The sequence below is a fragment of the Roseomonas sp. BN140053 genome, from assembly GCF_047690175.1.
Taxonomy (GTDB): domain Bacteria; phylum Pseudomonadota; class Alphaproteobacteria; order Acetobacterales; family Acetobacteraceae; genus Roseomonas.
On the sequence record NZ_JBLLEB010000030.1, the window covers coordinates 35,972 to 54,572 of the forward strand.

Sequence of the window (18,601 nt, forward strand, 5' to 3'; positions counted from 1 at the left end):
CGTGCTCCTCAGCGCCTGACGTCGACCAGGGGGAAGCCCTCGAAGGCCATCACGCTGGTCTGCTGGCTGTCGTTGAGCCGGGCGTCGCGGAACTCCGCGCCGGCCAGGCGCTGCAGCATCTCGGCCCGCGCGGTGCTGTCGGTCAGCGGGATGCAGAAATCCGCGGCCAGGCGCAGCACCAGGGCAGAGGCGAAGTGCGGCGGGAAGCTGCTTTCCTCCGGCCGGAAGATGTAGGTCAGCACCACCTCCGGCGCGTCGGCGTGCAGCCGGTTCTCGTGGATGCGGTAGTCCAGCCCCCGGCCGCGGCCGCTGCCGGCGCTCAGCACGCGCAGGCAACTCGGCGGCATCTGGAAGGCGTATTCCTTGTCGGCCACCGGCGCGGCCAGCAGCCGCGGCAGCACCATCTGCCCGGTGGCGAAGCTCCAGGGATGGGCGGCGAGCAGGGCGTCTCGCGCGGCCGGGTACAGGTTGGCCGCGACCTCGGCCTCGGCTGTGCCTTCCTCGAAGGAGGCGACGGGCTGGGCGCCGATCCGCAGCAGGGCGCGCGAGCAGAGAACGAGGGCGGAAAGCGCCATCGGGGGTCGGCTCCTCGGAAAGGATGTGTTCGGGGCAGGCAGGGGCCGCCGTGGCGGCCGCGAACGTCCGGCGGGAACTCCTCCCGCGAACAGGCGGCGCATCGCGACGGCCCACGCCATGGAGGGCCCGCGAGGCGGCCCCCGGCGTTCCGGCGAAACGGGTTCCGCCGGAACGCTGCGCACTGCCGGGATGTCGCGCCGACAAACGGCGCCTACTCCGTCAGCATGCGAGCGCACGCGGCGATGCCGCCGCGTGCAGCCGCCGGATTACTCCGCCGCGCGCATCCGCACGACACCGGCATTGTCGATGAGCACCGAGCCCTGGCTCATCATGTTGTTGACGAAATGCGCGGCGCGGTCGCCGTGCCAGGTGATGTCGGTCTCGACCTCCTGCGCCACGGCGTGGCCGACCGCCGTCTTGTGATAGAAGTAGCAGTAGCGCAGCGCGCCGTTCCGGGTCAGGCCGGAATGCGGCATCCAGGTCGCGCCCAGCCACTTCTTGGCCTGCGTTCCCTTCCAGGGCAGCGCGTCGTCACCGATATAGGCGGAGGACGCGAATTCCGGGATCTGCAGCAGCTGCGACCACTGCTTCCAGCCGACGACCGCGAAGCGCTGGCCGTCATCGGGAACGTCGGCAGCGCCCAGCATCTCGAAGGCCAGCAGCACCTTCTTGATCGTCAACCCGTCGGCGTCGGTGGTGCCGCTGGCCGTGCCCACCGCTTCCTGAGTCGCGGTGTCCAGCGCCGCGATGATCAGGTCGTCGGTCTTGCGGCCCAGCGCGTAGGCGCCGGCATTGGCCACCACCGTGCGCTCGTCGAAGCTGACCTTGATCTCGTCGAGGCGGTCGATCCACTCGCCGGCGTAGTAGTCCTATACTCGGCAATATCGTTTTATCATAATTGTTTATGCTTTCTTCGCGGCTATGAAAGCGGGTTTGTGGCACAAGGCTTGGCACATGCCACGCCCGAATATTTCAGCCGGTCGTTTTCGGCGTTTTCAGCCTAACGGGATCGTACTTGGAGCTTGAGCTGTAGCCCTAGACTCCTGCCCATGTCCGGCAGCCGCTCCATTCTCCCCTCCCCTTCCCTCGCTTCGGCGTTCTTCAGTCCAGGCGTTCCCTCGCCTGCTTGGCAGGAAATCTTCCGCTTGGGGTCAGCTGGGCCGGGTGCAGCAGCGCCGCTGCGCCGGTTGGTGAACGATGCCGGCGAGCCCATGGGCGAGTGGGACGACACCACCGTGGAGATCGAGCCCTGGGCTGGGCGCGACACCATCGTGGGGCCGGACGGCCGCGAGGTGCTGGGGGCGATCAATCCGGAGGTGTTCCGCGGCGTGGCGCCGGTGCTGCGGGAGGCGCCCGTGTATTCGGACACGCGCTTGAACCCCTACAATCCCTGGGAGCGCGCAGCGCCGTGGCAGGGTGCAGCACCCGAGGCGTCGCCGCTGCTGCAGCAGACGTCGGCCGGCGCCGCTACCGCCACCGGACTTCCGCCGGGCTTCGAGCTGGACCCTCTGCCCACCGCGGCGGCGGTGCCGGCCATGGGCGGCCTGCCCGAGGGCTTCGAGCTGGACCCGATGCCCGCCGCGCCCAGCCCTGCACCTGCGGCGGCAGAGCCGGCCCGACCCGGCTTCATCGACCGGTTCACGGCCAATTTCGGCGACGCGCGTCGGAACAGCATCGGCGGTGCGGCCGAGGAAGCCCGGGAGCAGGGGCGTGCCTATGGCCAGGGCGTCGCCGCCGCGGGCGGCAGCATCCTGTTCCCGACGCCGGAGCAGGTCGCCGCCGGCGAGGCGGAGCGCGAGCGGGTGCGGCAGGAGGAGCGGCAACGCCGCGAGCGTTACGAGGCGATGCCCGGCGCCAGCGGCATCGTGGAGAATGCGGCGGCTCTCACCGGGCAGGTGCTGGGCAGCATCCCTTCCGTCGAGAACATGGTTACCGGCATTTTCCGACCCGGCGCCACGGTGGCGGGCCGTGTCATCCGCCAGGGTGCCGAGGCCGCGATCGGCAACGTCGTCGGCGACGTCGCCACTCAGGGCGCGCAGTCGCAGGTGCTGGGCGTGCGGGACGCCTACGACCCCTGGCAGACGGCCTTCGCCGCCGGCGTGGGCTTCGGCATCGGCGGCTCCTTCGCCGCGGCACCGGAAATCATCCGCGGCATCCGGCAGCGCCTCGCCGCCAGCCGCGGCGTCGCCGAGGACGCGATCGACCCCGCTCGGGTGACGCCGGAGGACATCGCCTCCGTGCTGACCGATGCCGACGCGCAGGCATTGGCGCGCGCCAACGGCATCAGCGACCCCGCCGACCCACGGCTGGCTCAGCTTCAGGAGCGGCTGCAGGCGCGCCGCGCCGCCGAAGCCGATCCCTACGCAGCCCTGCAGCAGCGGGCCGACCGCCCGGCCACCAGCGCTGCCGCGCCTGCCGATGGCGAGCTCGCCCGTGGCGATGTTCAGGTGCGCCAGGAGGTCGCCGGTCAACGCCGCGAGGAAGAGAGTTTCCGCGAGCTGCGGGATCGCATTACGCAGGATGTTGACGCCGAGGTGGCCGGTGACCGCCTGCCCTTCGAACGCCGAGATGGGGAGATCGAGGCGCGGCTGCGCGACCGCCTCTCCATGCCAACGCCGGAGCCTGCCGCACCCCGCGCTGTAGGCACCGCGGGCGAGGTCTACCCGCCCGCCTCAGAAGCTGGGATCGCTGCCGGCCAGGACGCGATCGCTGCCCGCGGCCCTTCCCGCGGCGCGCTGGTGCCGACCGAGCCGCAGCCGTCGCGCATGACACCCGAGGAAATCCGTCGCGCGCAGGCGCGGATGGCGGACCCGGAACCCAGCGGACGCACCGCGGAGTTGCTGGCCGAGATCGACACGGCAGAAGCGCAGGCGACACGCATCACCCGTAACGGCGAGCCGGCTAGCGGCACCCAGGCAGCCCGACGTCTCGGCACCCTGCGGGCCCGGGTCGAAGCGCTCCGGGCACAGTTGGAGCCGCCGCCTCGTCTCGTGGCGCCCGAGGGCGGGCTGCCGAGGACGCCCGATCAGGTGGTGCAGGGGCGCGAGGCAGAGGCGGCCTTCCGTGCCGCGGAGCGCCAGCGCGGCCGGGTTGGACCCGAGGTGCGCGACACCCAGGCGGGCGGTCGCCCCGAGGGCGCGGCACCGCAGCAGGTGTTCCTGGACGACGGCTACCCGGTCCGCCTCCTGTCGCGTGACGACCAGGGCTTCGCGCGGGTGGAGCGCTACGACCCTCGCACCGGAGCGGTGGAGGAAGGGGCGCAGCCCTACACGGTTCGCGAAGGTGCGCTGGAGAGCCGTGCCTATAGCGCCGAGCCCCGCCGCGCGCAGGACTTCGCCGCACGCGCCCGGGGGCCTGCGTCGCCCGAAATTCCTCGTGATGCCTCCACCAACTCGGTGCAACGGGAGCCGCAGCAGACCTATCGGGCCACCTCACCCGATCCCAACCAGGATTTTCCGGGTGCCACCTCCCGGCCGCGCGGCGAGCCCCCGCCTGGTGGTGAAGCGCTGGGGCGTTCGCCTTACCCGGCGCAGCCCGAGGGACCTGCAGCAGGCAGGCGGTGGTCCAGCGCGGAGGAAGTCGAGCGCGCCTTCGAAGCGCGGCGTGCGGAGGCGGAGGAGGCAGCCCGTCAGGCACGCGAAAGCGGCGAATGGAGCAGCGGCCAGCGCAGCACCAATACGCCGCGGCCCCCCGGTGCGGACGGGCGCTGGGCGGTGGACGGCACCGGCTTCGTCGCATCCGACGCTGGCGGGCCGCTGCGCTTCGCTGGACAACGGCAGGCGGCGCTCTGGATCCTGAACCGAGGCCAGAAGCTCAGCCCCGACCAGTTCTTCGACATCGCGGTGCACCCCTCGGGCAAGGGCTTCACGGTGCGGGAGGCTGGCCGGAACGCCGGGTCGGATGCCCGCGCCGCGCCGCCGGCAAGGGACACCGCCTCGGGCCCTATCCCGCTGGAGCAGCGCCAGGCGGACGTTGCCGAGCTTCGCCGAGCCCGCGTGCCCGAACCAGAGATCCGGGCCCTCTCGCCGGAGCAGCGGCAAGTCCGCTTGCTGGAAACCCGCGCCGTCGCATCCGGCACGCCGCTCAGCCCGGAGCAGAGCCGAGCCGCGATCCAGCGCGTGCTGGACCGGCAGGCGGGCGAGGCGCAGGCGGCACTACACCACCCGGAGGTAGGGCCCATCGACGTGATCTGGGGCAACCCGAAGGGCGGCCTCGCCCACATCCTGAGCAAGCACCCGGAGATCACGGCCGAGAACCTGCCCGGCATCATCGCGGGCTCCACGATCGTGGAGCGGCGCCCAGGACGAATCCGGCTGGAGACGCCGGACCATACCGCCATCATCGGGCTGAACTACCGGGGTGAGGAGCAGCGTTGGCTGCTGACCGCCTACGAGGACCACGCCCGGAAGGCGGGGGATGCTCTGCGCGCAACGGACGGTGGACAGGTTGCGCCTCGCGGCCGGACTGACAAATCTCCTCCGGCGCAGAGCCCCGATGCCCCGGGCGCTACAGTCGATGCTCGGGCAACGCCTGAGAGCCGGGCCCATCCCCCAGCACGGGGCGAGGCAAATCTAGGGAGCGCCGAAGCGCCGCGCAACATCTCCGTGGCACAGCGACAGGCCGACTACGCGGCGCTCCGCCGCGCCGGCATGCCGGAAGCCGAGATCCGCGCCATGACGCCGGAGGCGCGCCGGGAGCGGCTGGTGGTGCCGCCCAGTGCAGAGCCTGCGACGGCGCGCGCCGCGATCCAGCAGATGATGGATACGAGCAGCGGCGAGGCTGCGGGGGTGCTGCATCACCCGGCGGTCGGGCCGATCGACATGGTGTGGGGCAATGCCCGGGGCGGGCTGGCGCACATCATCGCGAAGCATCCAGAAGTGGACCCGCTGCGGCTGCCTGAGATGATCCGCGACATGCGAGTGGTGAAGACGCAGCGACCTGATGGCGCGCATCCGCGCCTGCGGCTCGAAGCGCGGGACCACACCGCCATTGTCCGGCTGGACTACGACGGGCAGGCGCGGCGCTGGCTGGTATCCGCTTATGAACACACCGTGCGGCAGGCGGATACCCTGCGTGCAGCGAAGGACAGTGGGGCTACACCTCGCGGCCGGACCCAGGATGCTCCGACACAGGGCGACCGGAATCTAGGGAGCCCCGAGGCGCCGCGCAATGCTGGCGGTGCGGACGGCGGTACGCTCTACGCCAACCCGCTGGATCCCGCCCTGGTGAAGCGGCTGCTGCTGGACCCGGCGCTGGATCAGGTGCGCCGGCTGCGCAACCGGCTGGCCTCCTCCACCTCGCTGCAGGGGCTGCGCAACAACTGGCAGTGGTTCACCTACTCGTCGCGCGCCGGCATGCGCGCCATCGCGGAGCGCTACCCGAACGTGCCGGAGATCGCGCAGCTGGCCGATCACCTGGCGACCGACCCCGGCACCGGGCGGCGGGTGGCCGAGACGTTCCAGACGGCGGTGGAATCGCGCGCCAAGGCGATGACCAACCGGCTGGGCAACCTGATCGGCCGCGTGCCGGACGTCGCCGCCGAGGAGCGGCTGCGCGACATCCTGACGGGCACCGGCCGGGCGCGCGACGCCGCGGAAGCGGCCCGGGCCGCGAGCGTGCGGCGCCTGCTGGATGAGCAGCACGACCACCTGAAGGAAGCCGGGGTGGAGCTGGGCTACATCCGCGGCCGCTACTACCCACGGATGTACGACGCCGACCGCATCCTGGCCGACCCGGAGGGCTTCGCCGAGGCCGCGCAGCGCGTCTACCGCAAGGTGGGCCTCAACGCCGCCGATGCCCGCGCCGCGGCGGAGGACTGGATCGACCGGCTATCCGGCGTCGGCCGCGGCGCCGCGGACTACGCCCACACCCCCACCGGGAACTTCACCAAGGGCCGCGCGCTGCCGGCCGACACTGACACGCTGATGCGGGACTGGCTGGTGACCGACCCGCGCCAGGCGCTCAGCCACTACTTCGAGCGCACCTCGCGGCTGGCCGAGTTCACCCGGCGCTTCGGGAAATCCGGCGAGAAGGCGGAGGAGATGTTCACCGCCATGCGCCGCGGCGGCGTGCCGCCGGCCGACATCGCTCTGATGCGCGGCTGGTTCGCGGCCAGCACCGGCACGCTGCGCACGGCCTCCTCCGGCCCGGCCGTGGCCATGGGCAACTGGGTGCAGACCCTGGGGACTTTGGCAGTGCTGCCGCGGGCGGTGCTGTCGGGGCTGGTGGAGGCCGGCACCGTGGGCAGCCGCACTGGCAACCCGCTGACCGGGCTGAAGGCGGTGGCGGAATCCTACAAGGCGCTGCTGAACACCCCCGACACCCGGCAGGCGCGGCAGGCCGCCGAGATGATGGGCATCATCAGCGACGGGCTGACGGATGCCACGATCGCGGCGCGCATGGACACGCAGAGCGCGCCGGCGATGCAGCGCAACCTGACCAGCCAGATGTTCCGCCAGACCGGCATGTACGCGATCACCAGCGCCCAGCAGGTGGCCGCAACCAAGATCGGCCAGGTGTGGGTGCGCCAGCTGGCGGCCGACATCGCTGAGGGCGCCTCCACCCGGGCGAGCTCCGCGCGGCTGCTGGCGGAGCTGGGGCTGGACGAGAACCAGGCCCGGGCGATGCATGTTTGGCTGGGGCGCAACGACGGCGTGCCGACGCTGCCGGATCTGCTGGGCAACGCCCCCGAGGCGCAGGCGTACCGCGGCGCCATCCGGCGCTTCGTGCGCGAGTCCATCCAGGAGCCGCAGGCGGTGGACAAGCCGGCGCTGGCGGGCAGCCCGGTGGGCCGGCTGGCCTACGGCATTACGTCGTTCATGTTCTCCTTCACCCGCAACGTGCTGCTGCGCTCGATCAAGCAGGCGGGGGAGGGGATGTCCGGCGAGGGCTACACGATGGCCGACCGGGCGCGGCTGATCGGGCCGCTGGTGGGCTACATGAGCCTGGGCGCGATGCAGTACGGCGTGTCGGAGCTGCGCGAGCGGCTGTTCAACCCCCAGGCGCAGGACGAGCGCGACCCCTGGGTGCGCACCATCCTGAACCTGGATCGGGCGGGCTCCTTCGGGAACCTCAGCCCGATCGTGAACATGGTGTCCTCGGCGAAGTACGATCGCGATCCGTCGTCGCTGATGACCGGGCCTTACCTGGCGCACTTCGCCACCAACCTTGGGAAGATGACCCTGGGGCTGGTGCCGCAGCCGGTGGGCCCCAACAGCCCGAACACCAACAACGCCGAGCACTCGGCGGTGCGCGCCCTGCACGCGGCGGTGCTGGCACCGGCCGTGGCCGCCACGCTGTCCTCGCTGCCCGGCGGGCCGGCGCTGCAGGCCGCCTACGGCATCGGCACCATGGCGGCCACCAGCCGAGGCGCCGGGCGGGCGCTGGCCGACACCGCGGTGGGCGAGCCGACCACGAAGCCGCGCACCGCCGGCGGCGCGGCGCGCAGCGGGATCTCGGCCGGTGCCGGCATCCGCTCTACCGGCGGGATCAGCGGTGGCCGCGGCATCTCCTCCAGCGGCGGGATCTCGGCGCAATGAGCGACACCCCGGCACCAGCACCTGAACCGCCGGCGGAGGAAGGGGAGCCCTGGCTTCGGATCATCCTCAGTAAGGCCATTCTAGGCCGTTGTCGGCGTAAAACGCTCGCAGCATCTCTGCACTCGGAAAGAACCTGCCGAAGCCATTCGGCGTCCATGCCACGAAGTACTCGCCTATCTTCGTGTTCAGCGCCTTGCCACTTTCATCACGCCAGTCGTCGTTAGCTCCGTGTTGAAGCTTGCGGCGAAGATGGGCGTTTAGGCCGTCCATGATTTCCCGTGCCTGCGAGTTCATCTCGCCATCCGGCCCTTCGGAGAAGAAGACCTTGCGGTATGGCCGAGCAGGGCCAATCCAGACCGACATTAGGTCGTAGTCCGAAATATAAATCTTACCTCGGTCCTGCAAGATACCCTTAGACGGGACACTCTTCTTCTTCAGTTCTGGCGGCTTGGGTGCGTAGCCTCGAAGATCGTAAATCCGTGAGTTTCGGTTCGGGCAGCGCGAGATGATGAGGCAATGCCGCTGAAGGCAGAAATCTGAGAAGACCTTCGCGTCCTTAGCACTCATGCCAGCCATTCGGGCGAGACGTCGGTGCTGGATCTCGATGCCGCTTTCGCTGTCCTCCTTCGACAGCTCAGGATCGTTTAGGGCATGGAAGATCACCCCAGTCTTACTACCACTCATCGACATTCCTCCTCACGTGGACGCTATAGCGCGCGCTCGTTCTGTGTGCAAAACGCTGCCGATGGCCGTCTGGAGCTGCCGTTGCTCTTGGGAGTGGCGAAGGGCCCAGCGCATCAGATCGTGCAGCGGAGGGCTTGAGTAGTCGCAACGCCAGTGAGATAGGGCGAAGAGGACGTGGTAATCTTATTTAGCTCGCCGCATGATTTGATAGATCCGATTGACGCTGGTGGAGTTAATGTCGGCCCACTATATGATGGCTACTGTCGGCATTCTACATCCTCAAAGGAATCGCTATGGCCCACAAGATGAACCTTGCCGCCCTTTCGGTTCAAGAACTCACCAGCTTGATCCACGATGCTGAAGCCAAGCGTCAGGAGAAGATGGAAGAGGCCAAATCTTCTTTGAAATCTGAGATGGAGGAAAAGGCGGCTGCACTTGGCCTGTCTCTTGAAGGGCTGTTTCCACGAGCAGAGACGGCAAAGATCAGATCCAGCCGTAAGCCGCGCAAGGATGCTGGCGCACCAGTTCCCGTGAAGTACCGTGGCCCGAATGGTGAAGAGTGGACTGGCCGTGGTCGCCCGCCTGGCTGGTTGGCTGCATTGGAGAAGCAAGGCAAGCAGCGGGATAGCTTCCGGGTCTGAGCCGGCTGATTGGGGATTTGGAACTTTGGGCAGCGGTTGCTTATCGCCCCTAGATTGAGCCCTTAGCAGCCGCTTCTTACTACATTCACATTTGCCTAGTTTGAGGCGTAACAGTTGCTTCGAAGGCTCCGAGACGTTGCTGCAAAATGGCGTCCATAAGAGCTGCCGCCTCACCGCCTCGTCCTGCTAGGCTCGATTGCTTAGCCAGAACGGCAAGCGCCTGCTGCACTTCTCTCTGCGCCACCCCGTCCGCTGATCGCACCAGTGCCGCAACGACGGTTCGCAGTACTGCGACGTCTGCCACTAGAGTGAGAACCATAGCCTGTTCGGGTTCGGCAGCAGGGGTAGAGGGCTGTTCCATGCAAGCTGGCTAGCATGCCTCGCGAGCAGTGGCTGCCCGGACCGGATATGCACTTCCCACCCGCAGCCTCTCCGGAGAGGATCGGCTGGAAGCCAAGGGGCAGGAACTGGAAAGAGTATGATGCGCTTCCTCCGCTGCCTTGCGTTGCTGGTGCTGTCCCTTGCTGGGCAACCTGCCTCGGCGGCCGACATTGCCGGTCGCGTGGTCGGCATTAGTGACGGCGACACCCTGACCTTGCTGGCGCCCGGCAATCGCCAAGTCCGGGTCCGCCTGGCTGAGATCGATACCCCTGAGAGCCGCCAGCCGTACGGGACTCGGGCCCAGCAGGAGCTCTCCGACTTGGTGTTCCGTAAGGATGTGCGAGTAGCGGTGCAGGACACTGACCGCTACGGGCGTACCGTGGGGCGGGTTTATACTGGCTCAGTGGACGTCAACGCTGAGATGGTCCGCAGAGGTGCGGCCTGGGTCTATCGCCAGTACAGCCGAGATTCCACACTGCTGCCGCTGGAAGCCGAGGCGAGAGCAGCCCGGCGTGGCTTGTGGGCGCTGCCGGAAGCGGAGCGTACGCCACCTTGGGAGTGGCGGGCGGCAGCCCGAAGCGGGGTGCGCACTGAGCAGGCACCAGTTGGGACAGCTGCCCCGTCACTGGCTCCGGCTGCCCCGGCCCGCTCAGCACCAGCAGCCTCGTCAGGGTTCAGCTGCGGCTCCAAACGTTACTGCCGGGAGATGACGAGCTGCGCCGAGGCACGCTTTCACCTGCAGCAGTGTGGTCTCAGTCGGCTGGACGGAGATGGCGACGGCGTACCCTGCGAAGCCATGTGCCGATGATTTCAGGGCAGACGGAAGTTGCTGAGGCTAGGATGATCTTGCAATCTCGGGACGATGCAGAACGCATCCTTGATTTTTGGCCTGCCCAGCTCCCGGTTTGATGGAGCGAGAAGCCCTTTCCGGGTGCGAACCCGCCCCTTTATCAGCAAGCGCGGACAGGTTGTGGCAGCTGCCTCGTGCAGTCAGTGGACTACTCATTGATGCGGCGTCCAGCTCCGATCCAAGACGCGCGCCTACCGCGCCCGGAGGTGCCGGTGGATGCTTACAGGTGTGCAAAGATCCTAATGGATCAGCATGGCGCTGCCGCACGCCAAGTCGCGGGCAAGCGTCTCACCGCGATGATCGAGGCTGGCGACGAGGGCGGCGCGGCAGCCTGGATAGATATTGTCTATGCGTTGGGCGAGATGGAACGTGGAGCGAGAGACGGCGAAGCGATCAACTGAGGGCATGGCCCTCGATATCACCGGTGTCGCATCCAGCCCCGAGAACGGCGGTGGAGCCGGTGGGTGGCCACGTCGGGTCCGTGCGGAAGAGAAAGGCGAATGACAGGTGCCGACGGCCTGCCCAGCGCTGGAGCTGTGTACAGGGGGGACGGCCGCCTTACCGTTGGCGAAGGGCCACCATTCTCACTGAGCTTGGTCGCCGATCTTGCCTTCCAGGCGGTGCTTCACGACCAAGCCGCGCCAGGTAACAGCATGGAGGACGGCGACCGCATGTGAGTTTTGCCGGACCAGCCCTGGGCGGCCATTGCCGTGCCAGATCGCCTGCTCGCGGAACTGGCGCGAACCATCCGGGCAGGGAACAAGGTGCTGGTGATGGCGTATGAACCGGACGTAGGAAACCTGGCCTGCGAAGCGGTCGAGCGAATGCTGGATATGCCGTACGGCGCCGCCTAGAGCTGGACGACGCTCACGGGAAAGCAGACACGATGCAACTCGGCCCCAGTGGCAGCCCGCCGCTTGAGGCAGATGCGGACCCATCCTCGAGCAGTTGGATTGGGCGCTGGGCGCGCTCAGTCCGGGCGAATATTGGCCCGCTCCACCACCTCGTCCCACTTGATGGACTCCGCGCGGATGCTGTCGCGGAACTCCTGCGCCGAGAGCGGCCGCGGCTCGCAGCCGATGGCCTGCAGGCGCTGTCGCACGGCAGGGTCGCGCAGCGCCGCCACGAACACGGCATTGAGGCGGTCCAGCACCGGGGCCGGCGTCGCTGCCGGGGCCACCAACCCGAACCAGCCCACCGTCTCGTAGCCGGGCACGCCGGCCTCGGCGGCAGTGGGCACGTCCGGCAGCAGCGGCACTCGCTCGTTTGCAGTCACCGCCAGCGCTCGTAACGCGCCACCCTCCTGCAGCAGGCTCAGCGCCGTGGGCACATCCAGAACGGCCGCTTCCACCTCACCGCCGGTCGCTGCAGCGCCTGCCGGACCGGTGCCGCGGTAGGCCACGGGCAAAACCTGGATCCCACCCAGCTGGTTCAGCAGCTCGGCTGACAGGTGCATCAGCGTGCCGTTGCCGCCGTGGCCGATGGACATCGCGCCGGGTCGGGCCCGGGCGAGCGCCAGGAACTCGCGGAGGTCGTGTGCCGCGACCCGGCGGTTCACCACCACCACGAAAGGGCTGTCAATTAGCTTGGTGATTGGCGCTAAGTCGCGCGTAGGATCGTAAGGACGGTTCGGGTACAGTCGCGCGTTGACCACCAGCCCGCCCTGCGAGGCGATGCCGATCGTGTGGCCGTCAGGCGGAGCCTTGGCCACAGCGTCAGCACCAATCATGCCGCCCGCGCCGGCGCGGTTTTCCACCACCACGGACTGCCGCAGCTGCTCGCTCACCAGGGGTGCCAAGATGCGGCCCACCGCGTCGGTGCTGCCGCCGGGGGGAAAGGGCACGATGAGGCGAATCGGCTTGCTCGGCCAAGACTGTGCCCGCACCGTAGGCGTGGCGAGCAGCCCGCCGGTCAAGGCGCCCAACAGCACGCGCCTACGGGACGTGATGTCGCACACCATCTTTCCCCCCAACTGTGTGTTGCGACTACGATGCATGCGGACGTGCTCCGGTGCAACGATCAGCCTCCGCCCCGCTCCGCGCCCCATTTCCTCCGTACTGCTTCGGCTCGGCGCAGGTGCTAGCCGCGCCTAGTGCGGCCGCCGTGCCAGATCCCTTCGGCATGGAGCACCCGGCACGTGCCGCGTGAGCGGTTTCTAGGTCGCCGCGCCGCGGCTGGTCACGCACGCGACCCCCCGCCTATCCCGTGCAGCGCCGCAAATCCAAGCCGCCCGGCACCGCCTCACCCGGTTGGAGAGCACGCAGACTGGACAGGAACACTCCAAGCTCGCGCAGATCGGCGCTGTGGCCCGCCGCGCTGGGGCTGATCGCGTCCGGCGTTTCTAGGCTCAAGGCCCGCCGCCCGGCCGGATCCGCATCCCCGGGCAGCACGAGATCTCGCGGCACCTCGTCCAGGAAGAAGCTGCAGACCACCCCGTCCCCCTTGCGTAACGTGACCCGCTGCGGCGCGCCTCCGGGCGGCACATAAGCCGCAACACGCAGCACGCTTCCCGCCGTCGCCGCCTCGCCACCCAGCACCAGCATCGCCCCGCTCCCCAGCGACCACCGCCCAGCCGCTTCAGGCAGCGCCCAGCCCAGGAACCCGGTCGCAGCTGCCGGTGCGAAGGGGATCGGGCGGCAGTCCAGCCTCAGGCGCGGCAGCGTGTCCCGGTACAGCGCGAGGAAGCTCTCGACCGGCGGCATCTCCATCGGCGGCTGGTGCCACAGGATCGTCCGGCCCAGCACCCGTAGCGCCGCCGGATCGCGGGCGAGGCCGCCATCCGCCCGACAGGTCGCGTCTCGGATCACCGCGAAGGCCAGTTCCCGCCCTGCCATGTCGCGAGCCGCCGCGCGGTTGTGCAGGCAGGTCGCTGCCCCGAGCAGTCCGACAGCCCCGGCGCAGAACAGCGCCGGTACCCGCGAATGCAGGCCGCAACGCTGCAGTGCCCGGAGCAGCAGCGCGAGCCCTACCGCCAGCGCCGCCCCCACGCCCAGCGCCGCGATGCGGGAATCCACGTAGGTGCAGTCGCCCCCGATCCGGCACCACGCCTGGTACTTCGCGGTCAGCGCGTGCGGCAGCGTGTTCAGCCAGGCCCAGCCTAGGCAGAACAGCACCACCCCGCCCGCCGCGCGCGGCCGCAGCTGGCGGGCCAGGGCGGGCAATAGCCGCCAAGCCAGCCAGGTCGCCGCGGCGAAGGCGGCCATCGCCAGGACCAAGTCCGCCGCGGTGGCCGGACCGGGCAGGAGACGGGGAAACACCGTGCCGTTGACGGCGTGCAGCCATTGCAGCTCCGGCACGTCCAGCAGCGCCGGCACGCCGGCCGTGTTGCCCGCGTAGCCACTGGGAAAGGCGGCGCGATAGCCGAGATAGATCGCCGCCGAGGCCGCCAGGGCGGAACCGTGCAGCCGCAGCTCCCGCCCGCGCCGGTCGCGCCGCGCCGTGCACACCGCCAGGGCGGCGAGGCTGAGCCCCGCCACGAAGGCGTATTCCAGCACCAGTGTCAGCACCACCAGCAGCAGGCCGGCGGCCACCCGGCCCCGGTGGGACGCAGCCGCCCCCGCCAGCCACAGGTGCACCGCCACCAGCCCCAGCAGGGGCAGCAGGATCAGCAGCGGGTAGGCGTTGGGCGCCAGGTGGTGTGCCGCCAGCGGTGTAGTGCAGCAGCAGAGCAGGAGCGCCGCTTGCGCCAGCGGTGCCCCAAAGAGTTGCGCCAGCAGGCGGCAGAAGGCGAGCAGCAGCAGGCCGAAGCAGCCTACCACCAGCAACCGGCCCCAGCCGTATTCGGGCAGCATCGCCCCCAGCAGTTCCAGCGGCATGGCCAGGAAGATGCCGATCCGGCCCTGCTGCTCCGCCACCCGGCCGATCTGCACCAGCAGGTCCTGCGGCCGGTCCAGCGCGGACAGGATGAGGAACTGGAAGAAGTTCTCGTCGGCGGACTGGTGGAAGGCCCGCAGAAAGGGCCACAGCTGCAGCCCGGCAAAGAGCAGCAGCACCATCTCCGGCATTGCGGCACGCAGCCGCCCGGCCGCGGCCAGGCCCGGCGCCGGAAGCGAGCTGGCGGAAGTAACTGTCGCCGCGCTTCGGCTGACCGAGGTCACTGGCAAGCAGGAACGCCCTTTCTACAAAAGGAGAATTCAGCGCATTAATTGCGATCGTCTCGCTTTAGGAGCGGCTTGCCAGCAAGGCAACCTGGAATAAGCGTTTTGCAGTTCGCTACGTCACGCGTTGGCCATGGCCGGACGCCCAGCACGGTCGGGGAACGAGGCCATCGGAGCAGGGCGAGATGGCGGCGGATCAAAGCGGGTGAGGAGGGGGAGGAGGCCGCAGCCTCCTGGCGGAGAACTCAATCGGCTTCTGCGCGATCCCTAACCACGGGAGCGGTAGGTCGCTCCCTCAAGGCGTCCAAGGTCAAGGCGCGGAACCTCACTTCCTAGCCGCGCTACGCGCTACTCATCGCGAAGCACCACCGCCCTGCACAGGTACGCCCCGGGCCGGGTCCGGCCGAAGTGCCGGCTGCCCTCGGCGTGGAGCACCCGGGCCGCGGGGTTGCCCCACACCACTGGATCAGCGCTGCAGGCCGCGTGGGCTGCTTCTAGGCCGGCACGTGGGGTGGCAGGAGCCGTGCGGCGAGGCGGGGCTTGCCGGGGCGCTGGCGCAGTCTCCGGGGCCACTGGCACTGGGGCGGTCGCTGCAGGCGCCCCGTCTCGCAGGAACGGGTTAGGGCCAACCGTGATCCCCTGTGCCCAGGCGGTGCCCGCCAGGGCGAGGAAGCCCAGCGCCAGGCAGAAGCCCCTCACGCCGGGTTCGGCCCACCGTCAGGCAGTGGCTAATCCTGGTCCAGCCAGTAGTTCACCATCCGCATGCACTCTTCCTGCGAGGCAAAGAACTGCCCGTTAGAAGGATGACCTGGAAGTTTCAGGCACCACGTCACAAGCTCGGCGTCAGTCGCGTCAATCGTAGAGCCGCGATAGCGAAAAGATGGGCCGCCGAGCCGCCCAGTCGGCGTGATCAGCTCTGCCTTGTGGTTCGATGTCGGGGTATTTTGGTCTGGCATGGGGTAAGGGTATCCAACTCGAGCACGTCGCGGCTTCAGGGCTGGGGTTCGTCCGACACCTTCGGCCCCACCTTCTCTTTGAGAGACAATGGTCAGCCCACAGCCTCTCAGAGGTCCCCTGACCATGGAGGGTTTTTCAGGCGTTCTTGTGGCATCTGATGAGAGCGACTTACTTGGGGTCCTCGGCTCCGTTCGGACCCCATGGTCAGATACCAGCACGGGTAAGTGGTACATCTTGCGCTCCCCCCTCCGGCAGTTGCGAGCGGGATGCCGATCCAGTTGTCGAACGACATTGCGTTCTCTGCCAGGGACGCCGCTTCGCTCTGCTCGGAGTTCTGCTTTTTCTTGTCGTCCGATGCAGCCTGACCGATGCAAAACGAGCGTTCAAGGCCGTCTAGTAAGTATTTCCAAGGTTGGATTTATGGGGCTTGAATTCTACTCAAAAGAGAGACGATAGCCGTCGGCCCATACATGTGTCTGGAGCCAAAGGGGGGAGCCTGAAGCGTGAGCTAGGCACTGCTGGAGATCGACGATGATATGCCCCTCACACCGCTCACGGTCCCACATGGGACGCCAGCGCCTGCCCGCGGTCTAACCAGTTGTCCACCATGCGCGCGCATTCTTCCTGAGAGGCGAACATCTCACCGTCGCAAGGATGCCTATCGAACATCAGGAACCATTTCACTGTCCCGAGGCCAGACGCGTCAGTCGCGTCGATTATGGCGCCACGGTAGAGGTAAGACGGGCCGCCGAGGCGGCCGACCGGGGTGATCATCTCGGCTTTGTGGCGGCGGACCGGGGTAGGTAAAGGGCCAAGAGGCGGCCCTCGCCCTGGCATCAGCGCCGGTACTCGACCGTGCTGCCGTTATCCGCACTCAGGAACCTGTCCGAGGCCCGCCGGACCACGCCGTAGCACTCGCAAGACGCGTTCTCGAGGCCGGGCCGGTCGGTGATGGTGATGCGGCCCCGCTGGTACTCGATCAGCCCCGCCCTCTGCAGCATGCCTGCGGACACGGTGACGCCCGCGCGGCGCACGCCCAGCATCATCGCCAGTAGCTCGTGGGTCATCGGGAACTCGTCGCCCTGCGAGCGGTCATGCGCGATCAGCAGCCAGCGGGCCAGGCGCTGCTCCGTGTGGTGGTGGCCGTTGCAGGCTGCGGTGCGGGCGACCTGGCCGTGGTGCACCAATGCGAAGCGGAGCAGCAGCGTGCGCAGCGCCCCATCGGTCGTCATCACGTCGCGTAGCGCCCCGGCGCTGATGCTCAAGGCGGTGCCGCTGTATTGCACCATAGCTTCCAGGTCGTCGCGATCGTCGCCCAGGATCACCGGCAGCCCGACTACGCCTTCATAGCCGATCACGCCGACCTCAGCGCCGTCGCCATTCTCCAGCGTAGCAATCATGGAAACCCAGGCCGTTTCAGGAAAATAAACGGTTACGAGGGGCTTTTCCGGGACCTGCAGGACTTGGCGGAACACGAGGTCCACGGGCGTGAGATGCGGCCAGAGCCGCGCGAGGCTGTCGGCCGGCAAGGCTGCCAGGAGACGGTTCTTGGGGGTTGGTAGAGTGGAAAGGGCCAACATAGGGCTCCCGCGAAAGGTACCGGCGGGAGCGCTCGCATCTCTTAGCCACCCGCGCCGAAAAACCGCAGCGGGCGATACAGAAGACTGTAGCAGAAGCTCTTGTCCAGCATTGTACGAAACCGCGCAGGCTGAGCATCCACAGCGCAGGAAAGGGCTCGACTTGGCAGCCCCTATCCGAATACTGCATCTATGCCCGTCCTAGAACAAAGCAATGTTGCGAACCATCTGCTCGCCGCCTTGCCGCCCGCAGACTTCGCCCTACTGGCTCCGGCATTGGAACCGGTTGATTTCGCGATCCATCAGATCCTGATCCATGCCGAGGATGAGGTCGGAGCTGCTTACTTCGTTGAGAGTGGTGTCGTCTCCATGCTGGCCCGGCTCCAGGAAGGCGAAGCAGTGGAAACAGGCGTCATTGGGCCAGAAGGGATGGCAGGGCTCCCCCTGGTCTTCGGCACGCCGATCTCGCCACTGGAAGCAGCGGGTGAAATCCCGGGCCGGGCGCTTCGCGTCGCGGCACCGGCACTCCGCAAGGTCCTCCAGGACAGTCCTGCGCTGATGCAGGTACTCCTGCATTATGCCCAGGCCTTCTACGCACAGGTCTCTATCGCTGCGGGCTGCCATGCCGCGCACGACATCCCGCACCGCCTCGCCCGCTGGCTGCTAATGGCGCACGATCGGGCAGAGGCGGATGAGTTCCCGATCACCCACGAGGTGCTGGCGCAAATGCTCGGGGTCCGTCGCGCCGGTGTCACCATCCACGCGGGCCTGCTGCAGAATGCCGGCCTGATCCGCTACCAACGGGGGCAGATCGCCATCGTGGACCGGACCGGCCTAGAGAACGCATCCTGCGAGTGCTACCGTTCTATCCAGCGCATCACTGAACGCCTACGCGCGCCATCCAGCTAGCTGGGGAGTGTCGCAGCCCTGGTTTTCTACGGCCGGGTGATGCAGCGCGTCAGTCCAGCCAAGCCCCTTCCAGCGACAGCGTTGCTCTGAAGAACTCTCGCCCGGCCTCGTCCCTGACGACCGCGTAGAGATCCCGCCCAACGTCAGTGGGAGGAAGATGTCGCGCCAAATCTGGCAGTAGCGCCATGGCCTCGCGGCATGCATCCCGGTGAGTAATACCGGCGAGCGGATGAACTGACTCGGATGTGAGTTTCAGTTCGCTAGGTTTGGTGATTCGGTTTCGGCGTGGCTGGAACGGACGGGCCGATGGGACGAGCGCTGGCGATCCGGACTGACCTGCTGAGCGCGTCCGAGTTGCGCAGGCGGGCACGCCGGGAGCCGAACCGACGGA

The 18,601-nt window shown here is 68.3% G+C and carries 13 protein-coding genes and 1 pseudogene; 6 read left to right on the top strand and 8 right to left on the bottom strand.

Annotated elements, in window-relative coordinates; genetic code table 11:
• Positions 1 to 8: 8 nt before the first annotated feature.
• On the bottom strand, positions 9 to 575 hold the full coding sequence (locus ACLIBK_RS20015; RefSeq protein WP_415389067.1) for a hypothetical protein: 567 nt from the start codon (positions 573 to 575) through the stop codon (positions 9 to 11).
• A gap of 267 nt (positions 576 to 842) precedes the next feature.
• Positions 843 to 1,433 (bottom strand): annotated as a pseudogene (locus tag ACLIBK_RS20020) (phage capsid protein); the annotation flags it as partial.
• A 288-nt stretch (positions 1,434 to 1,721) separates the two neighbouring features.
• Here ACLIBK_RS20020 and ACLIBK_RS20025 point away from each other — a divergent pair.
• Entirely contained in the window at positions 1,722 to 8,114 is a 6,393-nt protein-coding gene (locus ACLIBK_RS20025) for a hypothetical protein (protein ID WP_415389068.1), read from the top strand.
• Positions 8,115 to 8,180: 66 nt separating this feature from the next.
• Here the strand turns inward: ACLIBK_RS20025 and ACLIBK_RS20030 are convergent, their stop codons facing one another.
• Complete coding sequence (locus tag ACLIBK_RS20030; protein ID WP_415389069.1) at positions 8,181 to 8,798, bottom strand: hypothetical protein; 618 nt, start codon at positions 8,796 to 8,798, stop codon at positions 8,181 to 8,183.
• A gap of 293 nt (positions 8,799 to 9,091) precedes the next feature.
• Between ACLIBK_RS20030 and ACLIBK_RS20035 the strand changes: the two genes are divergently transcribed.
• From ACLIBK_RS20035 to ACLIBK_RS20050, 4 genes are all read left to right on the top strand, one after another.
• Positions 9,092 to 9,439 (top strand): H-NS family nucleoid-associated regulatory protein, encoded by a 348-nt coding sequence (locus tag ACLIBK_RS20035; protein WP_415389070.1) that lies wholly within the window; start codon positions 9,092 to 9,094, stop codon positions 9,437 to 9,439.
• Between the two features lie 481 nt (positions 9,440 to 9,920).
• Entirely contained in the window at positions 9,921 to 10,628 is a 708-nt protein-coding gene (locus ACLIBK_RS20040) for a thermonuclease family protein (RefSeq protein WP_415389080.1), read from the top strand.
• Between the two features lie 284 nt (positions 10,629 to 10,912).
• Positions 10,913 to 11,071 carry a hypothetical protein gene (locus tag ACLIBK_RS20045; RefSeq protein ID WP_415389071.1) on the top strand — a complete coding sequence of 53 codons (159 nt, stop codon included), beginning with the start codon at positions 10,913 to 10,915 and terminating at the stop codon, positions 11,069 to 11,071.
• Between the two features lie 279 nt (positions 11,072 to 11,350).
• Positions 11,351 to 11,524, top strand: coding sequence for a hypothetical protein (locus ACLIBK_RS20050; protein WP_415389072.1), 174 nt, complete (start codon positions 11,351 to 11,353; stop codon positions 11,522 to 11,524).
• Positions 11,525 to 11,640: 116 nt separating this feature from the next.
• Here ACLIBK_RS20050 and ACLIBK_RS20055 read toward each other — a convergent pair whose 3' ends face one another.
• The 4 genes from ACLIBK_RS20055 to ACLIBK_RS20070 form a co-directional block, all read right to left on the bottom strand.
• A complete protein-coding gene (locus tag ACLIBK_RS20055) occupies positions 11,641 to 12,594 on the bottom strand; it encodes a Bug family tripartite tricarboxylate transporter substrate binding protein (protein ID WP_415389073.1) in 954 nt (317 codons plus the stop codon).
• Between the two features lie 274 nt (positions 12,595 to 12,868).
• Positions 12,869 to 14,674: a hypothetical protein gene (locus ACLIBK_RS20060; protein WP_415389074.1), complete on the bottom strand. Its 1,806-nt coding sequence runs from the start codon at positions 14,672 to 14,674 to the stop codon at positions 12,869 to 12,871.
• Between the two features lie 1,602 nt (positions 14,675 to 16,276).
• Positions 16,277 to 16,498: a hypothetical protein gene (locus ACLIBK_RS20065; protein WP_415389075.1), complete on the bottom strand. Its 222-nt coding sequence runs from the start codon at positions 16,496 to 16,498 to the stop codon at positions 16,277 to 16,279.
• Between the two features lie 62 nt (positions 16,499 to 16,560).
• A complete protein-coding gene (locus ACLIBK_RS20070) occupies positions 16,561 to 17,124 on the bottom strand; it encodes a Crp/Fnr family transcriptional regulator (protein ID WP_415389076.1) in 564 nt (187 codons plus the stop codon).
• A 369-nt stretch (positions 17,125 to 17,493) separates the two neighbouring features.
• On the opposite strand from ACLIBK_RS20070, the gene ACLIBK_RS20075 reads away from it, so the two are divergent.
• The gene (locus ACLIBK_RS20075) at positions 17,494 to 18,210 is read left to right on the top strand and encodes a Crp/Fnr family transcriptional regulator (RefSeq protein WP_415389077.1); all 717 of its coding nucleotides are present in this window, start codon (positions 17,494 to 17,496) and stop codon (positions 18,208 to 18,210) included.
• A 49-nt stretch (positions 18,211 to 18,259) separates the two neighbouring features.
• Here ACLIBK_RS20075 and ACLIBK_RS20080 read toward each other — a convergent pair whose 3' ends face one another.
• Positions 18,260 to 18,580, bottom strand: a complete 321-nt coding sequence (locus ACLIBK_RS20080) for a DUF6894 family protein (protein WP_415389081.1) — start codon at positions 18,578 to 18,580, stop codon at positions 18,260 to 18,262.
• Positions 18,581 to 18,601 lie beyond the last annotated feature (21 nt).